Below are 19,921 nucleotides of genomic sequence, written 5' to 3'. Positions count from 1 at the left end.
TACAAGTGGTGGATGGTCTATAGAGCATTCATTTGTAAAAAGATTAACAATGCAATGGTGTCCTAGACTGGCGTGAACATAAAAGCAACAGCATGGCTGTGGCCTTTTTCACTGCACAGCATTATAAGGCATTTTCCACTGAAACCCTGCGGAAATAAACATTTTGACAATCTCGCCTTAAATATTACAGCTTTAGTTAGACCAAAATCTGTAGGGCACGGCGTATGTATTGTAAAAATACCTATGCTCTCCGTCATAAAGGAAATGTATATAGACCCTCCTCGTATGTTATCATATCGCGACTAAATTTGGCCTTTGTAGCGGAGCCGTAATGAGCCAACATCTTTCTCTACCTAAAGATAAAATTCGTTTCTTGTTGTTAGAAGGCGTTCATCAAAACGCAATCGACACATTAAATGCTGCTGGATACACCAACATCGATTACCGTAAAACTGCGCTTGAGGGTGAAGCGTTGAAAGAAGCGGTTAAAGATGCTCACTTCATCGGTATTCGTTCACGTACTCAACTGACTGAAGAAGTATTTGAAGCAGCCAACAAGCTGATCGCTGTTGGCTGTTTTTGTATCGGTACTAACCAAGTTAATCTGAATGCTGCGATGATTCGCGGTATTCCAGTATTTAACGCACCGTATTCAAATACCCGTTCAGTTGCTGAACTTGTACTTGCTGAAGCAATTCTTTTACTTCGTGGCGTTCCTGCGAAATCTGCTTCTACTCACCGTGGTGGCTGGAACAAATCTGCAGTGGGTTCGTTTGAGACACGTGGTAAAACTTTAGGTATCGTGGGTTACGGCTCAATCGGTTCTCAACTTTCAGTTCTTGCTGAAAGCTTGGGTATGCACGTGATTTATTACGATGCAGTGACCAAACTTCCTATGGGTAATGCGCGCCAAGTCGGTTCTCTTGCCGAGTTGCTTGCAAACGCTGACGTTGTATCTCTACACGTTCCAGACGTTCCATCAACACGCAACTTCTTTGGCAAAGACCAGTTTGCACAAATGAAAGAAGGTTCGATCTTCATCAATGCTGCACGCGGTACATGTGTGCTAATTGAAGACCTTGCTGATGCGATTAAAACAGGTCACATTGCCGGCGCTGCAATTGACGTATTCCCTAAAGAACCTAAAGCCAACGGTGAAGAATTTGTTTCTCCACTTCGTGGCCTGGACAACGTGATTTTGACTCCTCACGTGGGTGGTTCGACCATGGAAGCACAAGCAAACATCGGTTTAGAAGTTGCAGAGAAATTTGTGGCTTACTCAGATAAAGGTATGACCTTATCTGCTGTGAACTTCCCGGAAATCGCGTTGCCGTTGACTGAAGGTAAACACCGTTTACTTCACATTCATAAAAACATTCCTGGCGTTCTTTCTAAAATCAACAACCTGTTTGCTGAACACGGCATCAACATCTCTGGTCAATCATTGATGACTAAAGGTGACGTTGGTTACTTGGTGATGGATGTTGACGCAACTGCTTCTAAAGAAGCGCTGGATACACTTCAGGAAGTTGAAGGTACTATCCGAGTTCGCGTATTGTTCTAATTTAAGATTTAAAAAAAACCACAGCATTCGTGCTGTGGTTTTTTATTTTTTAAGCCCAAAATTTAATATCCTGAACGGAATTGAATTTCGTGACAAAGCCATTCGCAACTGTTCGAGGCAGATCAACATTTCAGTAAATTATGTTTCTGCGATAAATAAAATTAGATGGAAACATTTGACGAGTTTTGCGATGAGAACATTTGAAACATGTTTCAAATGTTCGTAAAGTGGTTTTGTTCTTGCGCAGTTTTGCTGCTCATGCCAAAAAAAAAGTAATAAAGTCTTTCAAGAAGGATTACCCGTCCCAATGGAAAGACTCCGTCGTGGAATTTATTCAATGTTTTTGAATATAAACAAAGGCTATGAATTTTTTACAGTTTTTATTGCTGATCTCCCGCTATTCGAGAAATCGAAACAAATTTAGTCGATGTTGAATTTTAAAAATACCCCCCATGTTCAGGCACTGCTGTTATTGCTGATTGCAATGATCAGCGTGCAGAGCAGTGGCTCGCTTGCCAAAATCCTGTTCGGCCAGTTTCCCATTCTGACCGTTGCTGCTATGCGTCTGTTACTTGGTGCTGTTATTTTGGCGCTTATTTTTAAAATTTGGCAGATCAATTTCAGACAGGTGAAATGGAAAGCCATTATCAGCTACGGTATCGCGCTCGCTGGTATGAATGCCATGTTTTACCTGTCGATTAATCGTCTCCCCCTCGGTATTGCCGTTTCTTTTGAATTCATTGGTCCACTCAGCGTCGCACTATTTTATGCGCGGCAAAAATTCGATTTTGTCTGGGTTGGACTGGCCATACTTGGCCTGATTTTATTGTTTCCGTTCGATCAGGTTTCACAAAATCTGGATTTGATCGGGATTGCTTTTGCCTTGGCTGCAGGCGCTTGCTGGGCGCTGTATATTGTTGCCGGACAAAAACCTTCGGGTATTTCAGGCAATCATACCGTGTGTCTGGGCATGTTTATCGGCATGCTGTGTTTAATGCCCATTGCGCTATTTTCAGGCATGTCACCCCATGTTTTTGAACCGTCAAATTTGGTTTATTTTATTACTTTGGCGGTGCTTGCCAGTGCCCTGCCTTTTACTTTGGAAATGATTGCACTTCGTAATTTGACTGCGCTGAGTTTCGGTACATTGATGAGCGTAGAACCTGCGATTGCCGCATTATCTGGATTTATATTTTTAGGCGAGCAGTTGTTATGGAATCAGTGGCTCGCATTGGCAACCATTATTGCTGCATCCATTGGCTGCACCTATACCACGCAACAAGCCAAGAACAAGGCTAAAGATAAATAGAAAATACATCATTTAAATTCAAATCAATCGAGCCAAATCTACGCGCTGATTTTTAAATTCAAAGTTTTAAATTTAAAGCATTTAAGCCTGTTCAATCCCCTCAAAAATTAAACAGAATTGCTATACTGGCGCCATCTTTCCTAGTGGATTCACCTGACTTGGTGATCCTGCGTGTCACATGCCTAATTCACAACTTACTGCTGTCCTATTCATGGTTTTGTCCATGGTGGCATATCAGATCAGTGCCTCTTTTGCCAAGCAACTGTTTGAAGTGCTCGACCCACTCACTGTGGTGACTCTACGCCTCTGCTTTGCCTCCATTTTAATTGTGCTGATGTTCCGTTCTTGGAAAATCATCAACCGCCTCCCCTATTTAAAATGGAAAGACTTGCTGTTTTATAGTGGTTCTGTCTGCTTAATGAATGTGTTGTTTTATGCATCCTTAGGCAAGTTACCGCAAGGGATTGCAGTCGGTTTAGAATTCTTGGGCCCGCTGACACTGGCGCTACTTTCGATTAAACAAAGAACTGATTATCTTTGGGTCTGTCTGGCTATTTTAGGCGTTGCGCTGATGGTGCCATGGCAAGATACATCCGCTGACAACTTCTCATATTTAGGGGCGGCTTTTGCTTTGGGTGCAGGGATCTGCTGGGCGATTTATATTTATTTCGGACAACGTGTGGTACGGCAAAATATTGGCATGCATGCACTGAGTATTGCCATTGTGCTGTCTGCCATGGTGATGTTGCCGATCAGTGCAGTGCATAACCCTACAGCACTGATTCAAACCCAATATTGGGGACAAGCCTTGGTCATTGCCCTGCTCGCCACCGCGATTCCTTATGCTTTAGACCTGATGGCACTGAAGCGATTAAGCAAGCTCAGTTACGGCACACTGTCCAGTTTATCCCCGGCCCTCGGTGCTTTGGCAGGCTGGTTCTTGCTTAAAGAACAGATCACCGTTCTGCAAACTATTGCCTTAGTTTGCATCATGATTGCTTCGGTGGGTGTGACCTTTAGAGCCAGTAAAAATAAACCGCTTCAAGCTGAATAATCAGGAGTTCAGCATAAAAAAGATGGCAATCATGCCATCTTTTTTATCATACAAGCTTGAATTTAAATTTTAGCTTTGTACCAGCATATCTTTTTTCATGTCTTTATAACGCTGATATTCATTCTTGTACTGCACGGCTAAAGCTGTTTTCTGATCCTCTCCCAGAATTTTTCCCGCCTGCTGAAAAAAGCTGTGCTCTTCCTCTTTCAGGTGATGATGCACCTTATCAGAAAGCTTTTTGGCTATCGCGATCCAGCCGGGATTGCTGAAATCAGTTTCACTCAGTTCTTCAATCATCTCATCCATTTCATGATGTTCTGCCAAGGCATGACGGGTAATGCTCAGTCCAGAATCTGTCATCATCAGCGGAATATAAAAATAACGGTCTTCAGCCGTTTCATGGGCAAATAATTCATTCTTGAGTTGTTTAAACAGCTCATGGCGTTCTGGGCTATCTCCAGAAGTTTGCAGTAATTTTTCTGACAGATCACGCTGGATTTCATGACTTTCACGTAATGCTTCAAATATATTCATTATTTTAATGACCTCTGGCTATAGGCTATATGATCGCGAAAAAATTTATATAAAAGGGCGAATCCACCCTTTGTAGATCTCTTATTCTTATGCCAGACGATTCGAAAAAACTGTTAATTTTTGTGAATGTTTTTATTAACTTACAAATAACATTTGATAACTTAAGCGTAAAATCAGCATGGAAACCAGAATCAAAAACAGAATCCGGATAAAACCGCTACCGTATTTCAGGGCCATTTTCACTCCGACCAATGAGCCTGCGACATTGGCAACAGCCATCATCAAACCTAGGCCAAACAGCACATGACCCGTCGGGGCAAAAAAGCTCAGCGCAGCCAGGTTGGTGGTTAAATTGGCCACCTTAGACAAAGCGGAGGCATGCAAAAAGTCAGCTTTCAAATAACGAATAAAAAAGAAAATGAAAAAACTGCCGGTTCCCGGACCAAAAATACCGTCATAAAAACCAATCGCAAGACTACCAACAGCGGCCAGAAGCAAAATTTTAGGCGTTAATTCCTGCTGCACATGCACTTGCCCAAACTGCTTTTTCATAAAGGTATAGATTGCAATCACAATCAGCATAACCAGTACAAACGGACGCAACACTTCTTTGGGAATCATGGTGACACAGGCCGCACCAGCAAAGGAGCTGATAAAAGCACAGCTGGCAATAATCGCCAGCAGCTTCCAGCGCAATTTGACCTTGCGCACAAATGAATAGGCGGCCGATGCCGTACCGCAGATGGATGACAGTTTATTGGTGCCGAATACAGTGGCCGGCGAGAGTTGCGGCATGGCATTCATAATTGCTGGAATCTGAATCAGACCACCACCGCCTACTGCTGCATCAATTGCACCTGCACAGAATGCAAAAAACAGTAGGCTGATGATGATATCGATTTCCATATAGTTTTATCTACTCTGAAATAATGATTAGAGATTTAACACGCGTTTTGGCACCAGGCGTTTTTTATCGGTGATTTCAGCCAGACCTAAACATTTCTCACCATCAAATACCAATACTTCTGCGACTGCTTCATGCTCAATATTGCTTTCCATACCATGTCCGAAATATTCTGCACGCCCTTCAGGAATCTGAACCCGAGGGAAATGCTCGACCGGTGCAAATACAGGGAGTAACAAGGCTTCACGTTCCCATTCAGTCAAGCTTTCCAGATACTCAATGGTATAGCTTGGAATCAGATCAAACTGACCGGTTTTAATCCGGTGCAGATAAGTCAGATGTCCAAAAGTGCCTAAGGCTTTGGCAATGTCTTCACCCAACACCCGAATGTACGTGCCTTTAGAACAGGTAATATCCAAAGTCAGGCTATTTTCGGTAAAGGACAGTAATTCAATTGCTTCAATGGTGATTGGGCGTGCTTCACGTTCAATCTCAATACCTTGGCGCGCCAATTCATACAGCGGACGCCCTTCCTTTTTCAAGGCAGAATACATCGGTGGAACTTGCTGAATCTCGCCGACAAAGCTTGCCAGAACCTGCCCAATTTTTTCTTCAGTCAGCGCAGGAACAGCCTGTTCCAACAGCACTTCACCTTCGACATCACCCGTCGTTGTGCTATGACCTAGATGAATAGTGGTTTGGTAACGCTTGGTCGAATCTAATAAATAGTGGGAAAATTTAGTCGCTTCACCTAAACAAATGGGTAACAACCCGGATGCCAGAGGATCTAAAGCACCGGTATGCCCCCCTTTTTGTGCTCGATATAAGCCACGTACTCGCTGTAAGGCAGCATTAGAACTAATTCCCAAAGGCTTATTCAGTAAAAACACACCGCTAATATGCCGGCGTTGAATCTTAGGTGAAGTCTTTTTCATAGCGAAAGATCAAGCAAGTTGAAACGGCTGACATGTTAACAACCGCTCACTATTCTTTACAACTTATCTACGTTGCATTTACGTCTTTAATGGCAAATTTAAGTCCTATTTTTAAACTTATAAAAACAAAACAATAAGGTTGCATAGGAAATGCAGAGATATAAGTTATGGATTATTTTGGCGCTTATTCTTGTGGGGATTGGTGCACTCTTATTTTGGCTAGCTCCCTCGCAATCGAGTGCCGAAAAAGCGCCTACCGCACAAACTGCTCATCCTCAAGGAAATACCTTAGCCGAAAATACGCCAGAAAATTTAGTTCAAGGCGGGGCTTTTATGAGTAAAAGCCAACAGGACACTGAAGTAAACTGTCAGTTGCGCCTCGATGGGGCCAACCGTTTAATTGTAAATGAACAAACACGCAACTGTTTTGAATATTTTATTACCCAGTATGGGGAAAAAGATATCCAGCAGATTAAAAATGATTTTAAGGCTTATATCCAGCAAACCTATAAAGCACCTGCCCGTGCACAAATTCTAGATTTGTGGAATCGCTATATCGATTACCGTGAAAAACTGGGTGACTTACAGGCACCCAATATTGATAAAGAAGATCCGAAATATTATCAAAGCATCTTTGCCAATATGAAAAATTTGCGCAAACAACTTTTCTCGGACTACGAAATTGAAGGCTTATTCGGGACTGAAGATATTTACCATGAATACACCTTAAGCCGTATGACAGTGATGGATGACGAAAGCTTAACTGAAGCGCAAAAAGCACAAAAATTAAAAGACTTGTTTAATCAATTGCCCCAAGACTGGAAAGAAAATTTAGAGCAGCTCAACAAACTTGAAGACTTGCGCAAACTGACCGCAGACATTAAAGCACGCGGTGGTTCAGCGGAAGAAATTCATCAAATGCGGATGAATCTGGTCGGTCCCGAGGCCACACAGCGTTTGGAAAGCCTAGATGGAGAACGCAGTGACTGGAAAAACAAGGTCGATGGTTATTTAAAAGAACGCGATAACATCATAAAAAGTGGCATGAGTGATGAGGCCAAGCAAAAAGCCGTTCAACAATTAAGGACGCAGCATTTTAGCAAACCAGAAGAACAACTCCGGGTAGGAACGTTTGAATCCGTTCATGATCAGGGAGGAAAATTACCCTATGGCGAGTAATCGCAATGTAGCCCCATCAGGTGACTAGATTGATCATCTGATTTATGTGCTTATATAAATAAAAACAAAAATATTTAAGGAAAAGTCGATGAAAACTTTAAAAAACAAAAAAGTAATCATGCTTGCGCTAATGACCACCCTGACCATGGGTCTAACCGCTGAAACACAAGCAGCAAAAGGAATTTTGCAAATCAAAGAAACGGTCAAATCTGACTATGCAAAAACCCGATATCCCATTGTCATGACCCATGGCTGGCTGGGCTGGTCACGTATCGGAAATGATAGTTTCAACATTGATTATTGGTATCAAATTTTGCCCGATATGGCGCGTAATGGTTCAACCGTATTTGCAGCCCAGTTATCCCCTGCCAATACCACCGAGTTTCGTGGTGAACAACTCATTACTCAGGTTGAAGAAGTGATTGCCCTTACCGGTAAAAACAAGGTAAACCTGATCGGTCACAGTCATGGTGGTCCAACCGTACAATACGTAGCAGCAGTGAAACCTGAATACGTCGCATCGGTGACCGGCGTGGGTGGAACATATCGCGGTTCTAAAGTGGCCGATGATATTCAAAACAATATGCTTAGCCGTACTGCCTTCAATATTTTGGGACAATATATCATTGGGCCACTGATGACCTGGGCTCAAGCCAATCCGGATATTCCAGTGAACTTTGATGCTTCGATGAAGTCATTGACCGAAGTAGAATCGGCAAACTTCAATAAACGCTTCCCGACCGCTGCTTTAGCTTCTGACTGTAACAAGAGCGGGGCGGAAGTGGATAAGGAAATTTACTACTATTCCTGGGGTGGAACTGCGCAAACCACCAACCTTCTGGACATTGATAGCATTCTGATGCAACTCGGACCATTGTCTTATGGCAACAAAGACAATGATGGTATGGTTGCCCGCTGTAGTTCACATATCGGTCAAGTCATCCGTGATAATTACAACCTCAATCATACTGACCTTGCCAACATGATGTTTGGTTTAAAAGGGATGTTTGCTCCTGATCCAGTGGCCCTGTTTAGACAACATGCCAATCGTCTAAAACTTAAGGGTTTATAAACCGAGCTTCTAAACAAATCCATGCCCATAAAGGCACTATTTTTATGGGCATTTTCATATTCATACCTTGTTACAACTCTATATTGCATTGGTCTGTTAAATTTAGAAATCAGACCACTTATATTCAATACTAAATTTTGACAATTTAAATTGTCTAATAAAACAACTGGTTTAAAACAATAATATTTTGAGGATTCAATATGAAATACGGACTCTTCATTGCTGGCCTAATGTCACTCAGTGCTTTTAGCCAAGTACAAGCAGGTAACGCTACCCAAGTCACGGGAAAAGCAACCTCAAGCTATGCAAAAACCAAATACCCGATTGTTTTTAGTCATGGGATGGCTGGTTTTATCACTGTAGGAACCGACCAGTTTGGTCTCGACTACTGGTATCAAATTCTGCCGGACTTGGCCCGTAACGGTGCCAACGTCTGGGCAACCCGTGTATCGCCATTTAATTCATCTGAAATTCGTGGTGAACAACTGGCACGACAAGTCGAAGAGATTCTGGCATTGACCGGGGCAGAAAAAGTCAATCTGATTGGCCACTCGCATGGAGGTCCAACCATTCGCTACGTTGGTGCAGCCTTACCGGGTAAAGTTGCCTCAATGACGGGAGTAGGTGCGCCACATAAAGGCTCGCCTGTAGCGGACTTGATCTTGTCTGCTGAAGGTACGGCTATTGAAGGCCCACTCATAGGTATCATCAATTTTGTTTCCAAAGCGATTACCTGGGCACAAGATCTTGACCCGCAAAGCTTTCCGCATGATTCTTTAGCCGGTGGTAAAAGTTTAACTCTTGAAGGCTCTGCACAGTTTAATGCCAATTTCCCCATAGGCATGCCAAGCACAGCATGTGGAGAAGGCAAGTTCCTAGATCAGGGTATTTATAACTATTCCTTTACCGGTATCGGTACAGTGACCAATTTACTGGATCCTGATGGTGCTTTAAAGGTCACCAGTTTGTTGATTAATGGCGGTAAAGAAAATGATGGCCTGGTATCCCGTTGCAGCGCAAAGTTTGGTAAAACCATCCGTGACAATTACAATTGGAACCATTTAGACGAAGTCAATCAGGTACTCGGTCTGAAATCGTTATTTGCACCCGATCCGGTCGATGTCTATCGTCAGCATGCTAACCGCTTAAAAATGCAAGGTTTATAAACTAAAAAGATTCAGACATAAAAAATGCGCCTTTAGGCGCATTTTTTAACTCGTAATAAAACTTAACTTTAGCCTAAACTTAAGAAGCTTTAACTTTACGAGCTGGTAATTTTTCACGAATACGTGCAGCTTTACCAGACAATTCGCGTAGGTAGTAAAGTTTAGCACGACGTACGTCACCACGACGTTTTACTTGGATACCAGCAACGATTGGAGAATGTGTTTGGAAAACACGTTCAACACCAACACCGCTAGAAATTTTACGTACAGTGAATGCAGAGTTCAAACCACGGTTTTTGATTGCGATTACAACACCTTCAAAAGCCTGAAGACGTTCACGGTCGCCTTCTTTTACTTTTACTTGAACTACTACAGTATCACCAGGTGCAAAAGCTGGGATATCAGTTTTTAATTGAGCATTTTCAATAATTTGAACTAAAGGATGTTTACCACTCATGTGGGAATCTCCAATGTGCGGGACAGAAGAGGTCTGTTACCGCTGGGGACAGAGGCTAAAGCGCATATCGACCCGTTTATCTTTCCCTTTACCACCTCAGTCTTCACTTCGGTCGATAAAGAGCCTGTTTAAAAATACTTAAAGTCGACTTTAAGTATTCGAATCTTTTAGCCATTTTTTTTGCTGCTTGGTCAACTCAACTTTCTCAACAAGCTCAGGCCTGCGATCGAGGGTTCGTTGATAGCGCTGCAAGAACCGCCATTTATCAATGTTTGCATGATGCCCAGACTTTAACACCTCAGGCACATCCAAACCTTCAAACTGGTCTGGCTTGGTATATTGCGGGCAGTCTAAAAGACCATCCACAAATGAGTCTTGTATTGCCGATTGTTCATCCGACATCGCACCCGGAAGTCTCCGGATAATACTGTCTAGTAAAACCATCGCAGGAAGTTCGCCACCCGACAAAACATAATCACCAATGGACCATTCCTGATCAACATATTGCTGGATCAAACGTTCATCAACACCTTCATAACGACCACACAGCACAATCAATCCGTCATATTCAACAAACTGCTGTACTGCCGGTTCATTTAAGGTTTTTCCTTGTGGAGACATATACACCACAGGAACCTGAACACAACCCGCTTGCACTGCAAGCTCTTTGGCATGGTTAATTGCTTGAGACAAAGGCTCAGCCATCATCACCATACCCGGACCACCGCCAAATGGACGTTCATCCACTCTTTTATAGTTGCCCGTTGCAAAATCGCGTGGATTAATACAAGTGACTTGCACTATTTCACGTTTTGCCGCACGCCCGCTAATACCGTAGGCTGTAATCGCTTCAAACATTTCAGGAAAAAGCGTAATGACTGCAAAAAACATCGCAGACTCCTCTATTTTCCTGCTGCGTTCATCCTTAAAGGATTAATAATCTACGCCCCAATTGACGTAGATACGACCAGCTTCAAGATCAACGCGCTGCACCACATCTTTATGCCATGGAATCATGCGCTCTTCAGCATCAACGCTGTCTGGTGTTGCGTGAACCACCATTACGTCATTGGCACCGGTCTCGAACATTTCATGGATTTTACCGAGATTTACTTCTTGTTCAGCATCATCCAAACCTAACACTGTTAAGCCTTTCAAATCTGTCCAGTAAAACTCGTCCATTCCTGCTTTCGGAAGTTGCGATTTTGAAATCCAGACATTGGTGCCAACCAAGCCATCTGCCGCAGTGCGATCGCTCACACCTTTTAAGCTGACAACCAAGCCTTTACCATGCGGTTTCCAGCGTTTTACATCTACTGTTTGCCAACCTTCTTTGGTCTCAATGTACCAAGGAAGATAGTCAAAGATGTTGCTCATGGGTTCTGTATTGGAATAGACCCAGAGCCACCCATTTAATCCATATGCTGAACGTAGCTGTCCAATCTGAATACGATCTTCGGGAACATTCTGTGTTGGTGTCATGGGTTACCTACTACTTAATTCGCAATAAATTATGCAGTAGCTGCAGCAGCTTTCTTAGCTTGAGCAGCTAAAGAAGCAACACGTTCAGACGGTTGAGCGCCTTGAGCAACCCAATGAGCAAAACGATCAGCATCTAAACGAAGTTTTTCTGCTTGACCTTGAGCTGTAGGGTTAAAGAAACCAATACGTTCGATGAAACGACCGTCACGCGCATTGCGGCTATCAGTTACAATAACTTGATAGAACGGACGTTTTTTAGCACCACCGCGTGCTAGACGAATTACGACCATGATACAACCTTATAGTTTTTACGGATTATCCCTGTGCCGACCATCGGCAGCATTTCAAACCCCTTTCATAGAGGGCAATATTTTACGTTATATTTGCTATGAAAGAAAGATCAAATTTTAAGTTATCCACAGTTTAAATTTAATTAACGACCGTCCCAGTTGGAGGTGGCTGAAGGAACGCAAGCTATACCACCACTTTTATCACTACCTTTAGTCCAACAGCGCTCTCCACGATGATTGAGAACAATATGACCATCTCCCAATTGAGCCGAACCGGACTTTGGTGTAGCTATGAGAGTCCATGTTCCGGCATTCACATTGGTTAAAGTTAAATCGTATAATGGTGAAGCCGATGTTGGTAGTACTGAAGGTACCCCCGCATCAACCAATGTTATTGCTGTTGTAGTACCTGCCTTAAAAAATGTAAAGTTTGCTATTTTATAGCGTTGTAATTGTCCGGCAATTTGCAGCATAGAAGCTTGTGCATCTGTTCTCTTGGTCTTACGCACAGACTCTTGATATGAAGGATAAGCCACCATTGCAATAATCGCGATAATTGCCACAACGATCATAAGCTCTATGAGAGTGAAGCCTTTTAGATTTTTTACCATTCTTCACGTCCTGTAACATCGGTTCCACAAGTCGCATCTGTAATGTTATTTGCAGTGATATTTGCAAGGGTTTTATTTTTGCAACGTGTTCCCACACTGGTCATTAAAAAGTTAAAGTTTTTTGTATCCGTACTTTCAGCACGGATTACCCAACTCTGCCCAGCAGCAGCATTATTTGTAAGAGTTCTGGTGGTATTTTCCCCATCTCTTACAGTAATCCGGTATTTAATGGAGCTGCCTGTAGCACCAACCGGTAATATTAATGGATCAGAAGTAGTCGAAAAACCTAAATAATTAAAATTACGTGTTTTATTTTTTTCTAGTAAATTTGCTAATTGTTGAATTTCCTGTTGAGCCTGAGTAGCAAATGTCCGTCGTACATATTCCTGATAACCGGGGATAGCAATAGCCGCAAGAACTGCGACTATTACAACCACGACCATTAATTCAATAAGTGTAAAGCCAGATACAGGGTGCTTTTTTTTAAAATTTATCATTTATCCCTCTTATCTAAGACCAGAAAACTCATACCAACGTTGTGGTACCAAGCAAATTTTACTGCTACCCGCCGAAATAATACCCGCTATTGTGGTCGCGCCACGATTTCCTGTAGAGATACAATAATTTGAATTATTAGTTGGTGGTGGTGGAATCTCCTCACACGTTTCAACCGCAGGGTTACATTTCTTATCATCAACAACGGTTGTCAGTTGAATACCTGAGCCCGTTGAACATCCATCTGGTGATGTACATTCTGGATCTTGCGAATCTCCAGTTCCACCATTATTACCAGTTGCTTTAACGCACTGACCATATGGCATACAGAACTGTTGTAAGAAACTTTCACCTTTAACCCCAGCACCACAGTCGCCCGATAAACCAGGCTTACTACCATCAAATGTTGAAACAAACATTCTTGAGTTTATAACAATTGGGGTCGCAAAGACTTTGGCACTTTGCAGTTTCGCAGCTGAACCTGACGATTTAAAACGATAGAACCACCCATTACCAGTATATGGTGCAACAAGTGTTGTAGCATCATTCCGATTAGCTTGAGTAATTTCGCCTAGATCGGCTTTTGTTAATGTCTTGGTAAATGTAGTAGCGGTATATAAGTCTTTACGCGCCACATCTTTATCATAAATATTATAAACTGCGTCATAATCATAACCAGATATTCCTACAGTATAATCTTTCAAAGGTTGACTACGGTTACCCGTTCCAATAGAAATTGCAGCAAAGGTTTTTCCTGCATAATCATAGATAGAGAAACCTGGCATTTCGTAAAATCTTGGGCTTTTTTCAGCAGCATTTAAAGTCAGTAACAGCCTCGGAGTCTTCGCAAATGCGCCTAATGTTGCTGCATTATTATTAAGATCGATACGGAATAACTGACCACCCAAATCACCGAAATAAAGATGATCAACTAACCCATCAGCATTTCTATCTTCAGTGCGTATTTCGCTGACTACGCTATATTTTAAATTGGCGTCATTTAAACCAATTACGCCGCTGTCTGTTGAAACTCCACTGGTTGTTGCATTTTTACTAGCCCACCATAACAAATCACCAGTATCAGCATCAAACATATAGACACCGCCACCTTTGGCATTGGTTTGATTATATGTATCACTTTCATAACCCGCATATGCACCTTTAACACCATTGGTACGAGCATCGCCATCGTCACCACCTGCATCATATCCTCCACCTACAAACATGACACGTTTGCGACTTTTACCCCATTTCACCCAGGCAATTGCAGGCTTAGACCAACTTTGCCCCATATATTGTAAGGCAGGTACTGGTTTACTGCTTCCGTTGTAATACACTTTTTGATCTGAAGGAGAAATTTGGAACTGAAGTTTAGGGTTATTTATATCTGCCAGATCTAGAGCATAGTAACTACGCCCCCCCATACGTAAACCACCATAAGCGATCTGTTTACCTTTTTGTGAGTTACGACCTGTACCAACTGTTAAGTTATTTGAACTATCAATGGCATATTCAGTATAAGTTGTCCATGGAGCATCAATACCATAATACAATTTACTCAAACCACCATTTGTACTGTCATATTTCAGAAAAGTATCCTTTTGATTTTCAACCATTTCATTGGGCACAAATGCAAATTTCTCTTTTCCTGTTTTTGCATCTACCACATGTAAAAGTCCTTGAGTAGTACCAAATAAAACATAATCCTCACGGTTTGTAGAACCTAAAATATTATTCGTATAGGTAATTTTACCTTTGTTTGTGACCAGTAAAGGTGATGAATGCATAACGGCACCTATCTGGCGTAACTCTGGTGCTGTTGTTAAATTAATCCCTGTTGGATTCGCTGCATCCACACCATAACCCAACAAACTAATGAGATAACCGCGATTCGAATCATTTTTATAAGTTGTATCGGTTAAATCTGCAATTCTAACTTGACGTAAAGTGGTGCTACTGCCAAAAGTTGCTGTCGTTCCTGTCCCATTTGCTATACGATTTGTAAGCAGTTTACGATTTTCTGTGTTTGCATCGGTACGTAATTTGAGTTGTGACTTTACACCACCCATTAATGCAAATTTGGTACTACCATAAGTTGTCTCATCTGCATCCTTAACACTTGGATCCACAGCAGGCGCCCATAGGTCATAGTTATCAATAATACGGCCTTTATCATCGATAATTTTATTACTGCCTTTATCTCTTAGTATACCTTCAATCACATTGTATTTCTTGAGGTTACCTGCCCAGAGTTGATAGGTTTTATCAGGGGTTGGTTGAAATTGTGGATAATAAGCTTCTTTTTGTAAAACTGATGGATTAAGACTATCTCTAGGCACAGTTGGAGAACCAGTTGTAACTGCAGGGATATCTGCACTCAAACTACTGATAAACTCATTGACGCTATCAACAACGTCCTGTGAACTTGCCCCAGAGTACCATCCTCCTTCACCAATAATTCCCCAATAAGCAGCTCGCTTTACATTGGTATTAATTGTGCCTAAATTAGTAATATTCTGTTCTTGAGTTAAATTTTTACTAAAAGAAGCAACATTATTAAAGCTACTTCCAAATCCTACAACTGCTGTTTTAAATTTTATGTTTGCAGGGTTTTTAGTAGGATCAAGTAAAACTAAAGCTAGTTTATTCAGACAATCATAACTACTGTTATCACAAGTGAAATTTTGTCCCTGCAAACCTAATGCACCCTGAATTAGAGGTAATGAGTTAGTATCTTCTGATGGATCACCATCAGTCAGAACATAAACACCTTGCCCACTACATTTTTTAATATCCTCTTCTTGAGTTAAAGAAGTTGGTGCACTATATAAAGTTTGATCTACATTTTTTGTATCGGTTGTCGAATAAGTAAAACCAGAATTACTATTCGTGATATCAATCACCCCTGTATAATTATAACAAATTTTATTTTGATAATAGCTACCTGAAGTACTAATGGTACACGCAGAACTGTTAATAGAATCATTTAATTCTGGTAAGCTTTCCGCACTAGAAAAAGCACTCCATGTATTACACGTAGAATAACTCGTATTCCACGCTGTACACTTACTCACATATTGCACCCAGGGATTAGTAGTCTTAGATCTATACTCGTACGATCGATAATAAGGCATATCAGATACAGTTCGCTGTCTTGAGGCAGTTGTAGTACCCATTAAATATGATACAGTTTCAGCATAAGATCGAGCCGTTGGTGTATTGGTAGATGCTGAAAGCCCTTTCACGTAACTTAATAAAATATCTCGTTGTTTTTGACTTCCTACATCAACTCCCAAAGCTCGTGCTGGTACTAACACGCGTCCCGTATCATAGTATCTGCTTGTATAAACCCCGAGTGTTGAAAGTCCAATGATTTTTCGATCATCAAGCTTAGTTATTCCTTTAGTGGTATTCCCTTGTAAAAGATCAAAAACACCATCTTTAAGTCTTGAAATCCGATCATAGCAACGGTAAGAAGTACCCACTAAGGTACATCCAGTTTTTGTATCTTTTACTGTTGCTGAAGCACTACTTTTACTAACGGAACAATAATTACGAGTATAGCCACCTGGCGCAGTATCTGCACTTGTAGTACAACTAACTCCATAGTCATTACTAATTGATCGGGTATCCATACTTCCAGAAATATCAAGCAAAAGCATGAGTGTAATATCACCTGACTTTGCTTCCTGATAAATATCAATATCACTTGCCTGAACTGTACTATTAACAATAAGACCTGTACACAATGCAGTAATAGTCGTTGCCAATAACTTTTGACCACATTCTTTAAACTTCATTTTATTTTTTAATCTCTTCATTTCCCCTTCCCCCATTATGTAAAGTTCTGCGCAATGGTGTACTCACTCACCTGAGTCGTGAAAGGTACATTTAAACTAGTTAAACAATCAGTTACGCTAGTCAATGGATTATCCTTAACTGCTGTTCCTGAAGAGATTGTTGGTTTTGTCGTATCACTAGGTACAGTGACCTCATTCATATGAGATTGAAGACAAGTATTAATATCTGCACGAGGAACACTTGTAAGAGCAGGCATAAGTGATACCGAAAATATTTTTACCCGTTTAGTCTCTTCAACTTGCCCTGTTTTGGTATCTGTAGCCCGTGTTCGGTCATAGAAAGGATCCAGCTCTTCAGCTGTTGAAAATTTAACTGAAACCTGGGTCATTACCGCGCGGCGCCCACTTGTAAACCAGTTATTACTACTTTGTGTAGCATCACAATATCCATTTACACCGAAATTATTATTTGTTGGTTTCGTCCCAGCAGGCTCCCATTCAATGATATTTGCTCGGCCAATATCAAAGAAGTCAGATTGGTCTCCACGATAACAAAAGACCAGTTCCTTATTTTTATCGTTAGCATTACTCACATAGCCAAACATTCCACTTCCGCTCAAAGCTTGAGCCAAGTTATTAATGTCTTCTGTACTAAAAAATGCTGAATCTGAATTTTGAGTTAATAACTGCTGAACCTGACTGTTTGTTGCAATGCTTAAGCCCACCATACTTTGACGAATCGCAATTGTTCCGATCACCATAATAGCCACGAGAAAAACAAGTACTACGATCAAAGCTGCTCCTGATTGAGTTCTTCTCATTTTCCGCGCTCCCCTAAAGAATTTCTTAAGGCCACTGTTTGTGAAATAACTTGACGCACGTATTTTGTGGTCGTAGTGGGTTTCTTCACTTTTACAGTTTGATCCAATACGACAAACTCTTGATCGTCTTTAATCAAAGAATCATTTCCGACATTTTGAGAAGATCGGGTTAATAAACCAATTTGTAGCGAAATTATTCGAGGTCTTGGTGCAGGTAGCCCCATATAATCATTTATTGATACATATCTATGCTGAGTGCCATTCTGAACACCTAATAACACACGAAAATGATCAACCCGTTTCATCATAATTTCACCCGCATCTCCATATCTGTTGATAACATTAGGATTGCCTGTGGTTGAATAAAATCCTGAATCACAAGCAAGTGCCAAAGGCTGGTTAGGTTCAGCTTGCTGATTGTTAGCATCTACACGTAAAAAATAGCGTTGAACAATGACCTGTGGACCAAAAGCAGCTTTTTTTGTTAGATCTGGTTCTGTAGGCTTAGGATCATTTAATAAAAATTCTAATCGATTACCTTCACAATCAAAGCCACCAAATAAAACGTCATCACTTGTAATGGTGGGCGTATTTTTTTGATCTGTAATGTATTGCGGAATATATTGAATTACTAGTTGGTCACTTGATATATCAGAACTGCTAACTTGAACATTGGATGCCCCTGACCAAGCCGGCGCTGTACTCACCGACATCCCATTACTTCTCGAAAGTAAATTGACTGCAGCCGTATTTCCTACAATAGTATTAGCGAAATTACTTAAAGGCGTAGCAGGAGTAGTTTTTGTATCTTTAATTGCATTCACTGATGAAGTAAGGACAATTCCACCAAATGCTGTTTCATCATTTAAAATTGATTTTTGATTATTTAAGTTTGCTATTCGAATATCTTTAGTTAAATAATTTAAGCCGAAATTTGCATTATCTTGAATATCGGAAATACCCTGCTGCATAGACAAACTTCTTTGACTTGTCAAAAACAATAAAATTGCAGCTGCAGTAATAATCAAACCTAATGTTAGAGAAAGCATCAGCTCAACTAAAGTAAAACCTGATTGTCTGATCATTTTAATACGCCTCCATAATCACGCAGGTTGAGGCAGGATTGTAAGCATTACCATTTGTACAATCTCCTGTTCCTGTTCCATCTGTGGCGCTCGAATCTCCCCAAGCAACATATACACAGCTACGGTTATTATTATTTCCCTGACAATTCATAATATTCATGGTCATACCAAAAGAGGCAGCCTTATTCGTGACTTGAGCTACATCAAAATCTGCAAGATCTGTTTCAGAACAATTAGAAGTAAAACAATTTGTTTTATATGCCTTTTGATTGGCGGGAGTTTTTATTTGAGATTCATAAGCTGTAACAGCAAAACGATTAACACGTATTTTTTCAGCTAGATCTCGCGCTATACTAATTGCCTGTACACGTGAACTGGCCTCAGAAGTTGCTTCTACTGCACGATATTGCAATGCAACAAAACCGAGTACGCCTATCGCTAATATCAATAGAGCTACGAGAATTTCAACCAAGCCGACGCCTTTCTGTGTTGTCATTGATTTCACGAACAAGTCCCCTCTGTCGTCTGCTGAATTGTTCCCATTCTAGAAAGCCTTACCGTTTTCGATTTCGTACCGCCTGATTTATTACAAATCTGAAATACATCAGTATTCTGATCAAGTGGTCTTAAACACTTTGCTGGATTGCCTGAATCTGAAATACAAACGCCCCCATTGAAATCAAATAGTAGTGAAATAGGTACTCCTGTTTTTAATTGTGCTTTACCTTCAGGTTTCCAAAGAAAAAACGTTTTTCTTGTTAAATTATCTCTTTGAACGGCTGTTAAGTTATTATCAACTATATCTTGATAATCTTTATTTTCAGGTACCAGATAAATTTCAAAGGACATACGCTTAGTGACTGCCTGGGAACGCGCTTCATTTAAAGTAAGAATTAAATTTTGTGTACTTTTATTTAAATTTTGACTTAACATCATATCGCCAAAAGAAGGAGCTGCCATCATTGAAATAATTGCAAATATAGCTATTGTTATCATCAGCTCAATTAAAGTGAATCCCTGTTCTTTTCTTTGCATACTCCCCCCAAGGCAACAAAACTTTACCCTATTAAAAATAATATCTAATTAACTTACAAAACTGACACAAATAGAGATAAAAGGTATAAAAAAACAGATAATTGTCAAAATACAATTATCTGTCAATT

At 40.9% G+C, this 19,921-nt stretch carries 20 protein-coding genes; 6 read left to right on the top strand and 14 right to left on the bottom strand.

The window, feature by feature from the left end; genetic code table 11:
* The first annotated feature begins 331 nt into the window (after positions 1-331).
* The 3 genes from serA (at position 332) to ACU0NF_RS01725 (ending at position 3,927) form a co-directional block, all read left to right on the top strand.
* Positions 332-1,564, top strand: a complete 1,233-nt coding sequence (gene serA, locus ACU0NF_RS01735; RefSeq protein ID WP_445659934.1) for a phosphoglycerate dehydrogenase — start codon at positions 332-334, stop codon at positions 1,562-1,564.
* A gap of 427 nt (positions 1,565-1,991) precedes the next feature.
* On the top strand, positions 1,992-2,873 hold the full coding sequence (locus tag ACU0NF_RS01730) for an EamA family transporter (RefSeq protein ID WP_445659933.1): 882 nt from the start codon (positions 1,992-1,994) through the stop codon (positions 2,871-2,873).
* A gap of 178 nt (positions 2,874-3,051) precedes the next feature.
* Positions 3,052-3,927 carry an EamA family transporter gene (locus ACU0NF_RS01725; RefSeq protein ID WP_445659932.1) on the top strand — a complete coding sequence of 292 codons (876 nt, stop codon included), beginning with the start codon at positions 3,052-3,054 and terminating at the stop codon, positions 3,925-3,927.
* Positions 3,928-3,996: 69 nt separating this feature from the next.
* On the opposite strand, the gene ACU0NF_RS01720 is transcribed toward ACU0NF_RS01725, so the two are convergent.
* From ACU0NF_RS01720 to truB, 3 genes are all read right to left on the bottom strand, one after another.
* Positions 3,997-4,461, bottom strand: coding sequence for a hemerythrin domain-containing protein (locus ACU0NF_RS01720; protein ID WP_165494439.1), 465 nt, complete (start codon positions 4,459-4,461; stop codon positions 3,997-3,999).
* 135 nt (positions 4,462-4,596) lie between these two features.
* Entirely contained in the window at positions 4,597-5,367 is a 771-nt protein-coding gene (locus ACU0NF_RS01715) for a sulfite exporter TauE/SafE family protein (RefSeq protein ID WP_445659931.1), read from the bottom strand.
* 27 nt (positions 5,368-5,394) lie between these two features.
* Positions 5,395-6,300 carry a tRNA pseudouridine(55) synthase TruB gene (gene truB / locus ACU0NF_RS01710; RefSeq protein WP_445659930.1) on the bottom strand — a complete coding sequence of 302 codons (906 nt, stop codon included), beginning with the start codon at positions 6,298-6,300 and terminating at the stop codon, positions 5,395-5,397.
* A gap of 150 nt (positions 6,301-6,450) precedes the next feature.
* Between truB and ACU0NF_RS01705 the strand changes: the two genes are divergently transcribed.
* The 3 genes from ACU0NF_RS01705 (at position 6,451) to ACU0NF_RS01695 (ending at position 9,717) form a co-directional block, all read left to right on the top strand.
* Positions 6,451-7,479, top strand: a complete 1,029-nt coding sequence (locus tag ACU0NF_RS01705; protein ID WP_445659929.1) for a lipase secretion chaperone — start codon at positions 6,451-6,453, stop codon at positions 7,477-7,479.
* Positions 7,480-7,567: 88 nt separating this feature from the next.
* Positions 7,568-8,551 (top strand): esterase/lipase family protein, encoded by a 984-nt coding sequence (locus ACU0NF_RS01700; RefSeq protein ID WP_445659928.1) that lies wholly within the window; start codon positions 7,568-7,570, stop codon positions 8,549-8,551.
* Positions 8,552-8,751: 200 nt separating this feature from the next.
* Positions 8,752-9,717 (top strand): lipase family alpha/beta hydrolase, encoded by a 966-nt coding sequence (locus tag ACU0NF_RS01695; protein ID WP_445659927.1) that lies wholly within the window; start codon positions 8,752-8,754, stop codon positions 9,715-9,717.
* Positions 9,718-9,796: 79 nt separating this feature from the next.
* Here the strand turns inward: ACU0NF_RS01695 and rplS are convergent, their stop codons facing one another.
* The 11 genes from rplS to ACU0NF_RS01640 form a co-directional block, all read right to left on the bottom strand.
* A complete protein-coding gene (gene rplS, locus ACU0NF_RS01690; protein WP_445659926.1) occupies positions 9,797-10,174 on the bottom strand; it encodes a 50S ribosomal protein L19 in 378 nt (125 codons plus the stop codon).
* Between the two features lie 150 nt (positions 10,175-10,324).
* A complete protein-coding gene (gene trmD / locus ACU0NF_RS01685) occupies positions 10,325-11,065 on the bottom strand; it encodes a tRNA (guanosine(37)-N1)-methyltransferase TrmD (RefSeq protein WP_445659925.1) in 741 nt (246 codons plus the stop codon).
* Positions 11,066-11,107: 42 nt separating this feature from the next.
* Positions 11,108-11,656 (bottom strand): ribosome maturation factor RimM, encoded by a 549-nt coding sequence (gene rimM / locus ACU0NF_RS01680; RefSeq protein WP_445659924.1) that lies wholly within the window; start codon positions 11,654-11,656, stop codon positions 11,108-11,110.
* Positions 11,657-11,685: 29 nt separating this feature from the next.
* Positions 11,686-11,946, bottom strand: a complete 261-nt coding sequence (rpsP, locus tag ACU0NF_RS01675) for a 30S ribosomal protein S16 (RefSeq protein ID WP_067868778.1) — start codon at positions 11,944-11,946, stop codon at positions 11,686-11,688.
* A gap of 143 nt (positions 11,947-12,089) precedes the next feature.
* Complete coding sequence (locus tag ACU0NF_RS01670; RefSeq protein WP_445659923.1) at positions 12,090-12,557, bottom strand: type IV pilin protein; 468 nt, start codon at positions 12,555-12,557, stop codon at positions 12,090-12,092.
* Positions 12,551-13,054 (bottom strand): type IV pilin protein, encoded by a 504-nt coding sequence (locus tag ACU0NF_RS01665; RefSeq protein WP_445659922.1) that lies wholly within the window; start codon positions 13,052-13,054, stop codon positions 12,551-12,553. The genes ACU0NF_RS01670 and ACU0NF_RS01665 overlap by 7 nt, the downstream gene beginning before the upstream one ends.
* A 9-nt stretch (positions 13,055-13,063) precedes the next feature.
* Positions 13,064-16,873 (bottom strand): PilC/PilY family type IV pilus protein, encoded by a 3,810-nt coding sequence (locus ACU0NF_RS01660; RefSeq protein ID WP_445659921.1) that lies wholly within the window; start codon positions 16,871-16,873, stop codon positions 13,064-13,066.
* Positions 16,874-16,887: 14 nt separating this feature from the next.
* Entirely contained in the window at positions 16,888-17,673 is a 786-nt protein-coding gene (locus ACU0NF_RS01655; protein WP_445659920.1) for a pilus assembly PilX family protein, read from the bottom strand.
* Positions 17,670-18,758: a PilW family protein gene (locus ACU0NF_RS01650; protein ID WP_445659919.1), complete on the bottom strand. Its 1,089-nt coding sequence runs from the start codon at positions 18,756-18,758 to the stop codon at positions 17,670-17,672. Before ACU0NF_RS01650 ends, ACU0NF_RS01655 begins: the two co-directional genes overlap by 4 nt.
* Position 18,759: 1 nt before the next feature.
* Complete coding sequence (gene pilV / locus ACU0NF_RS01645; protein ID WP_445660007.1) at positions 18,760-19,254, bottom strand: type IV pilus modification protein PilV; 495 nt, start codon at positions 19,252-19,254, stop codon at positions 18,760-18,762.
* 5 nt (positions 19,255-19,259) lie between these two features.
* Positions 19,260-19,793, bottom strand: coding sequence for a pilus assembly FimT family protein (locus ACU0NF_RS01640; RefSeq protein WP_445659918.1), 534 nt, complete (start codon positions 19,791-19,793; stop codon positions 19,260-19,262).
* Between the last annotated feature and the right edge of the window lie 128 nt (positions 19,794-19,921).

Source organism: Acinetobacter sp. F16 (assembly GCF_052712855.1).
The sequence above is the reverse complement of the archived record's forward strand: the minus strand, read 5'-3'. Positions and strand labels throughout refer to the sequence as shown.

Coding starts and splice junctions, on each gene's coding strand:
- truB (WP_445659930.1), bottom strand. CDS start 6,300: ATGAAAAAGACTTCACCTAAGATTCAACGCCGGCATATTAGCGGTGTG.
- ACU0NF_RS01640 (WP_445659918.1), bottom strand. CDS start 19,793: ATGCAAAGAAAAGAACAGGGATTCACTTTAATTGAGCTGATGATAACA.
- ACU0NF_RS01670 (WP_445659923.1), bottom strand. CDS start 12,557: ATGGTAAAAAATCTAAAAGGCTTCACTCTCATAGAGCTTATGATCGTT.
- rpsP (WP_067868778.1), bottom strand. CDS start 11,946: ATGGTCGTAATTCGTCTAGCACGCGGTGGTGCTAAAAAACGTCCGTTC.
- ACU0NF_RS01725 (WP_445659932.1), top strand. CDS start 3,052: ATGCCTAATTCACAACTTACTGCTGTCCTATTCATGGTTTTGTCCATG.
- serA (WP_445659934.1), top strand. CDS start 332: ATGAGCCAACATCTTTCTCTACCTAAAGATAAAATTCGTTTCTTGTTG.
- ACU0NF_RS01655 (WP_445659920.1), bottom strand. CDS start 17,673: ATGAGAAGAACTCAATCAGGAGCAGCTTTGATCGTAGTACTTGTTTTT.
- trmD (WP_445659925.1), bottom strand. CDS start 11,065: ATGTTTTTTGCAGTCATTACGCTTTTTCCTGAAATGTTTGAAGCGATT.
- ACU0NF_RS01730 (WP_445659933.1), top strand. CDS start 1,992: ATGTTGAATTTTAAAAATACCCCCCATGTTCAGGCACTGCTGTTATTG.
- ACU0NF_RS01715 (WP_445659931.1), bottom strand. CDS start 5,367: ATGGAAATCGATATCATCATCAGCCTACTGTTTTTTGCATTCTGTGCA.
- ACU0NF_RS01695 (WP_445659927.1), top strand. CDS start 8,752: ATGAAATACGGACTCTTCATTGCTGGCCTAATGTCACTCAGTGCTTTT.
- rplS (WP_445659926.1), bottom strand. CDS start 10,174: ATGAGTGGTAAACATCCTTTAGTTCAAATTATTGAAAATGCTCAATTA.
- ACU0NF_RS01650 (WP_445659919.1), bottom strand. CDS start 18,758: ATGATCAGACAATCAGGTTTTACTTTAGTTGAGCTGATGCTTTCTCTA.
- ACU0NF_RS01665 (WP_445659922.1), bottom strand. CDS start 13,054: ATGATAAATTTTAAAAAAAAGCACCCTGTATCTGGCTTTACACTTATT.
- rimM (WP_445659924.1), bottom strand. CDS start 11,656: ATGACACCAACACAGAATGTTCCCGAAGATCGTATTCAGATTGGACAG.
- ACU0NF_RS01705 (WP_445659929.1), top strand. CDS start 6,451: ATGCAGAGATATAAGTTATGGATTATTTTGGCGCTTATTCTTGTGGGG.
- ACU0NF_RS01700 (WP_445659928.1), top strand. CDS start 7,568: ATGAAAACTTTAAAAAACAAAAAAGTAATCATGCTTGCGCTAATGACC.
- pilV (WP_445660007.1), bottom strand. CDS start 19,254: ATGACAACACAGAAAGGCGTCGGCTTGGTTGAAATTCTCGTAGCTCTA.
- ACU0NF_RS01660 (WP_445659921.1), bottom strand. CDS start 16,873: ATGAAGAGATTAAAAAATAAAATGAAGTTTAAAGAATGTGGTCAAAAG.
- ACU0NF_RS01720 (WP_165494439.1), bottom strand. CDS start 4,461: ATGAATATATTTGAAGCATTACGTGAAAGTCATGAAATCCAGCGTGAT.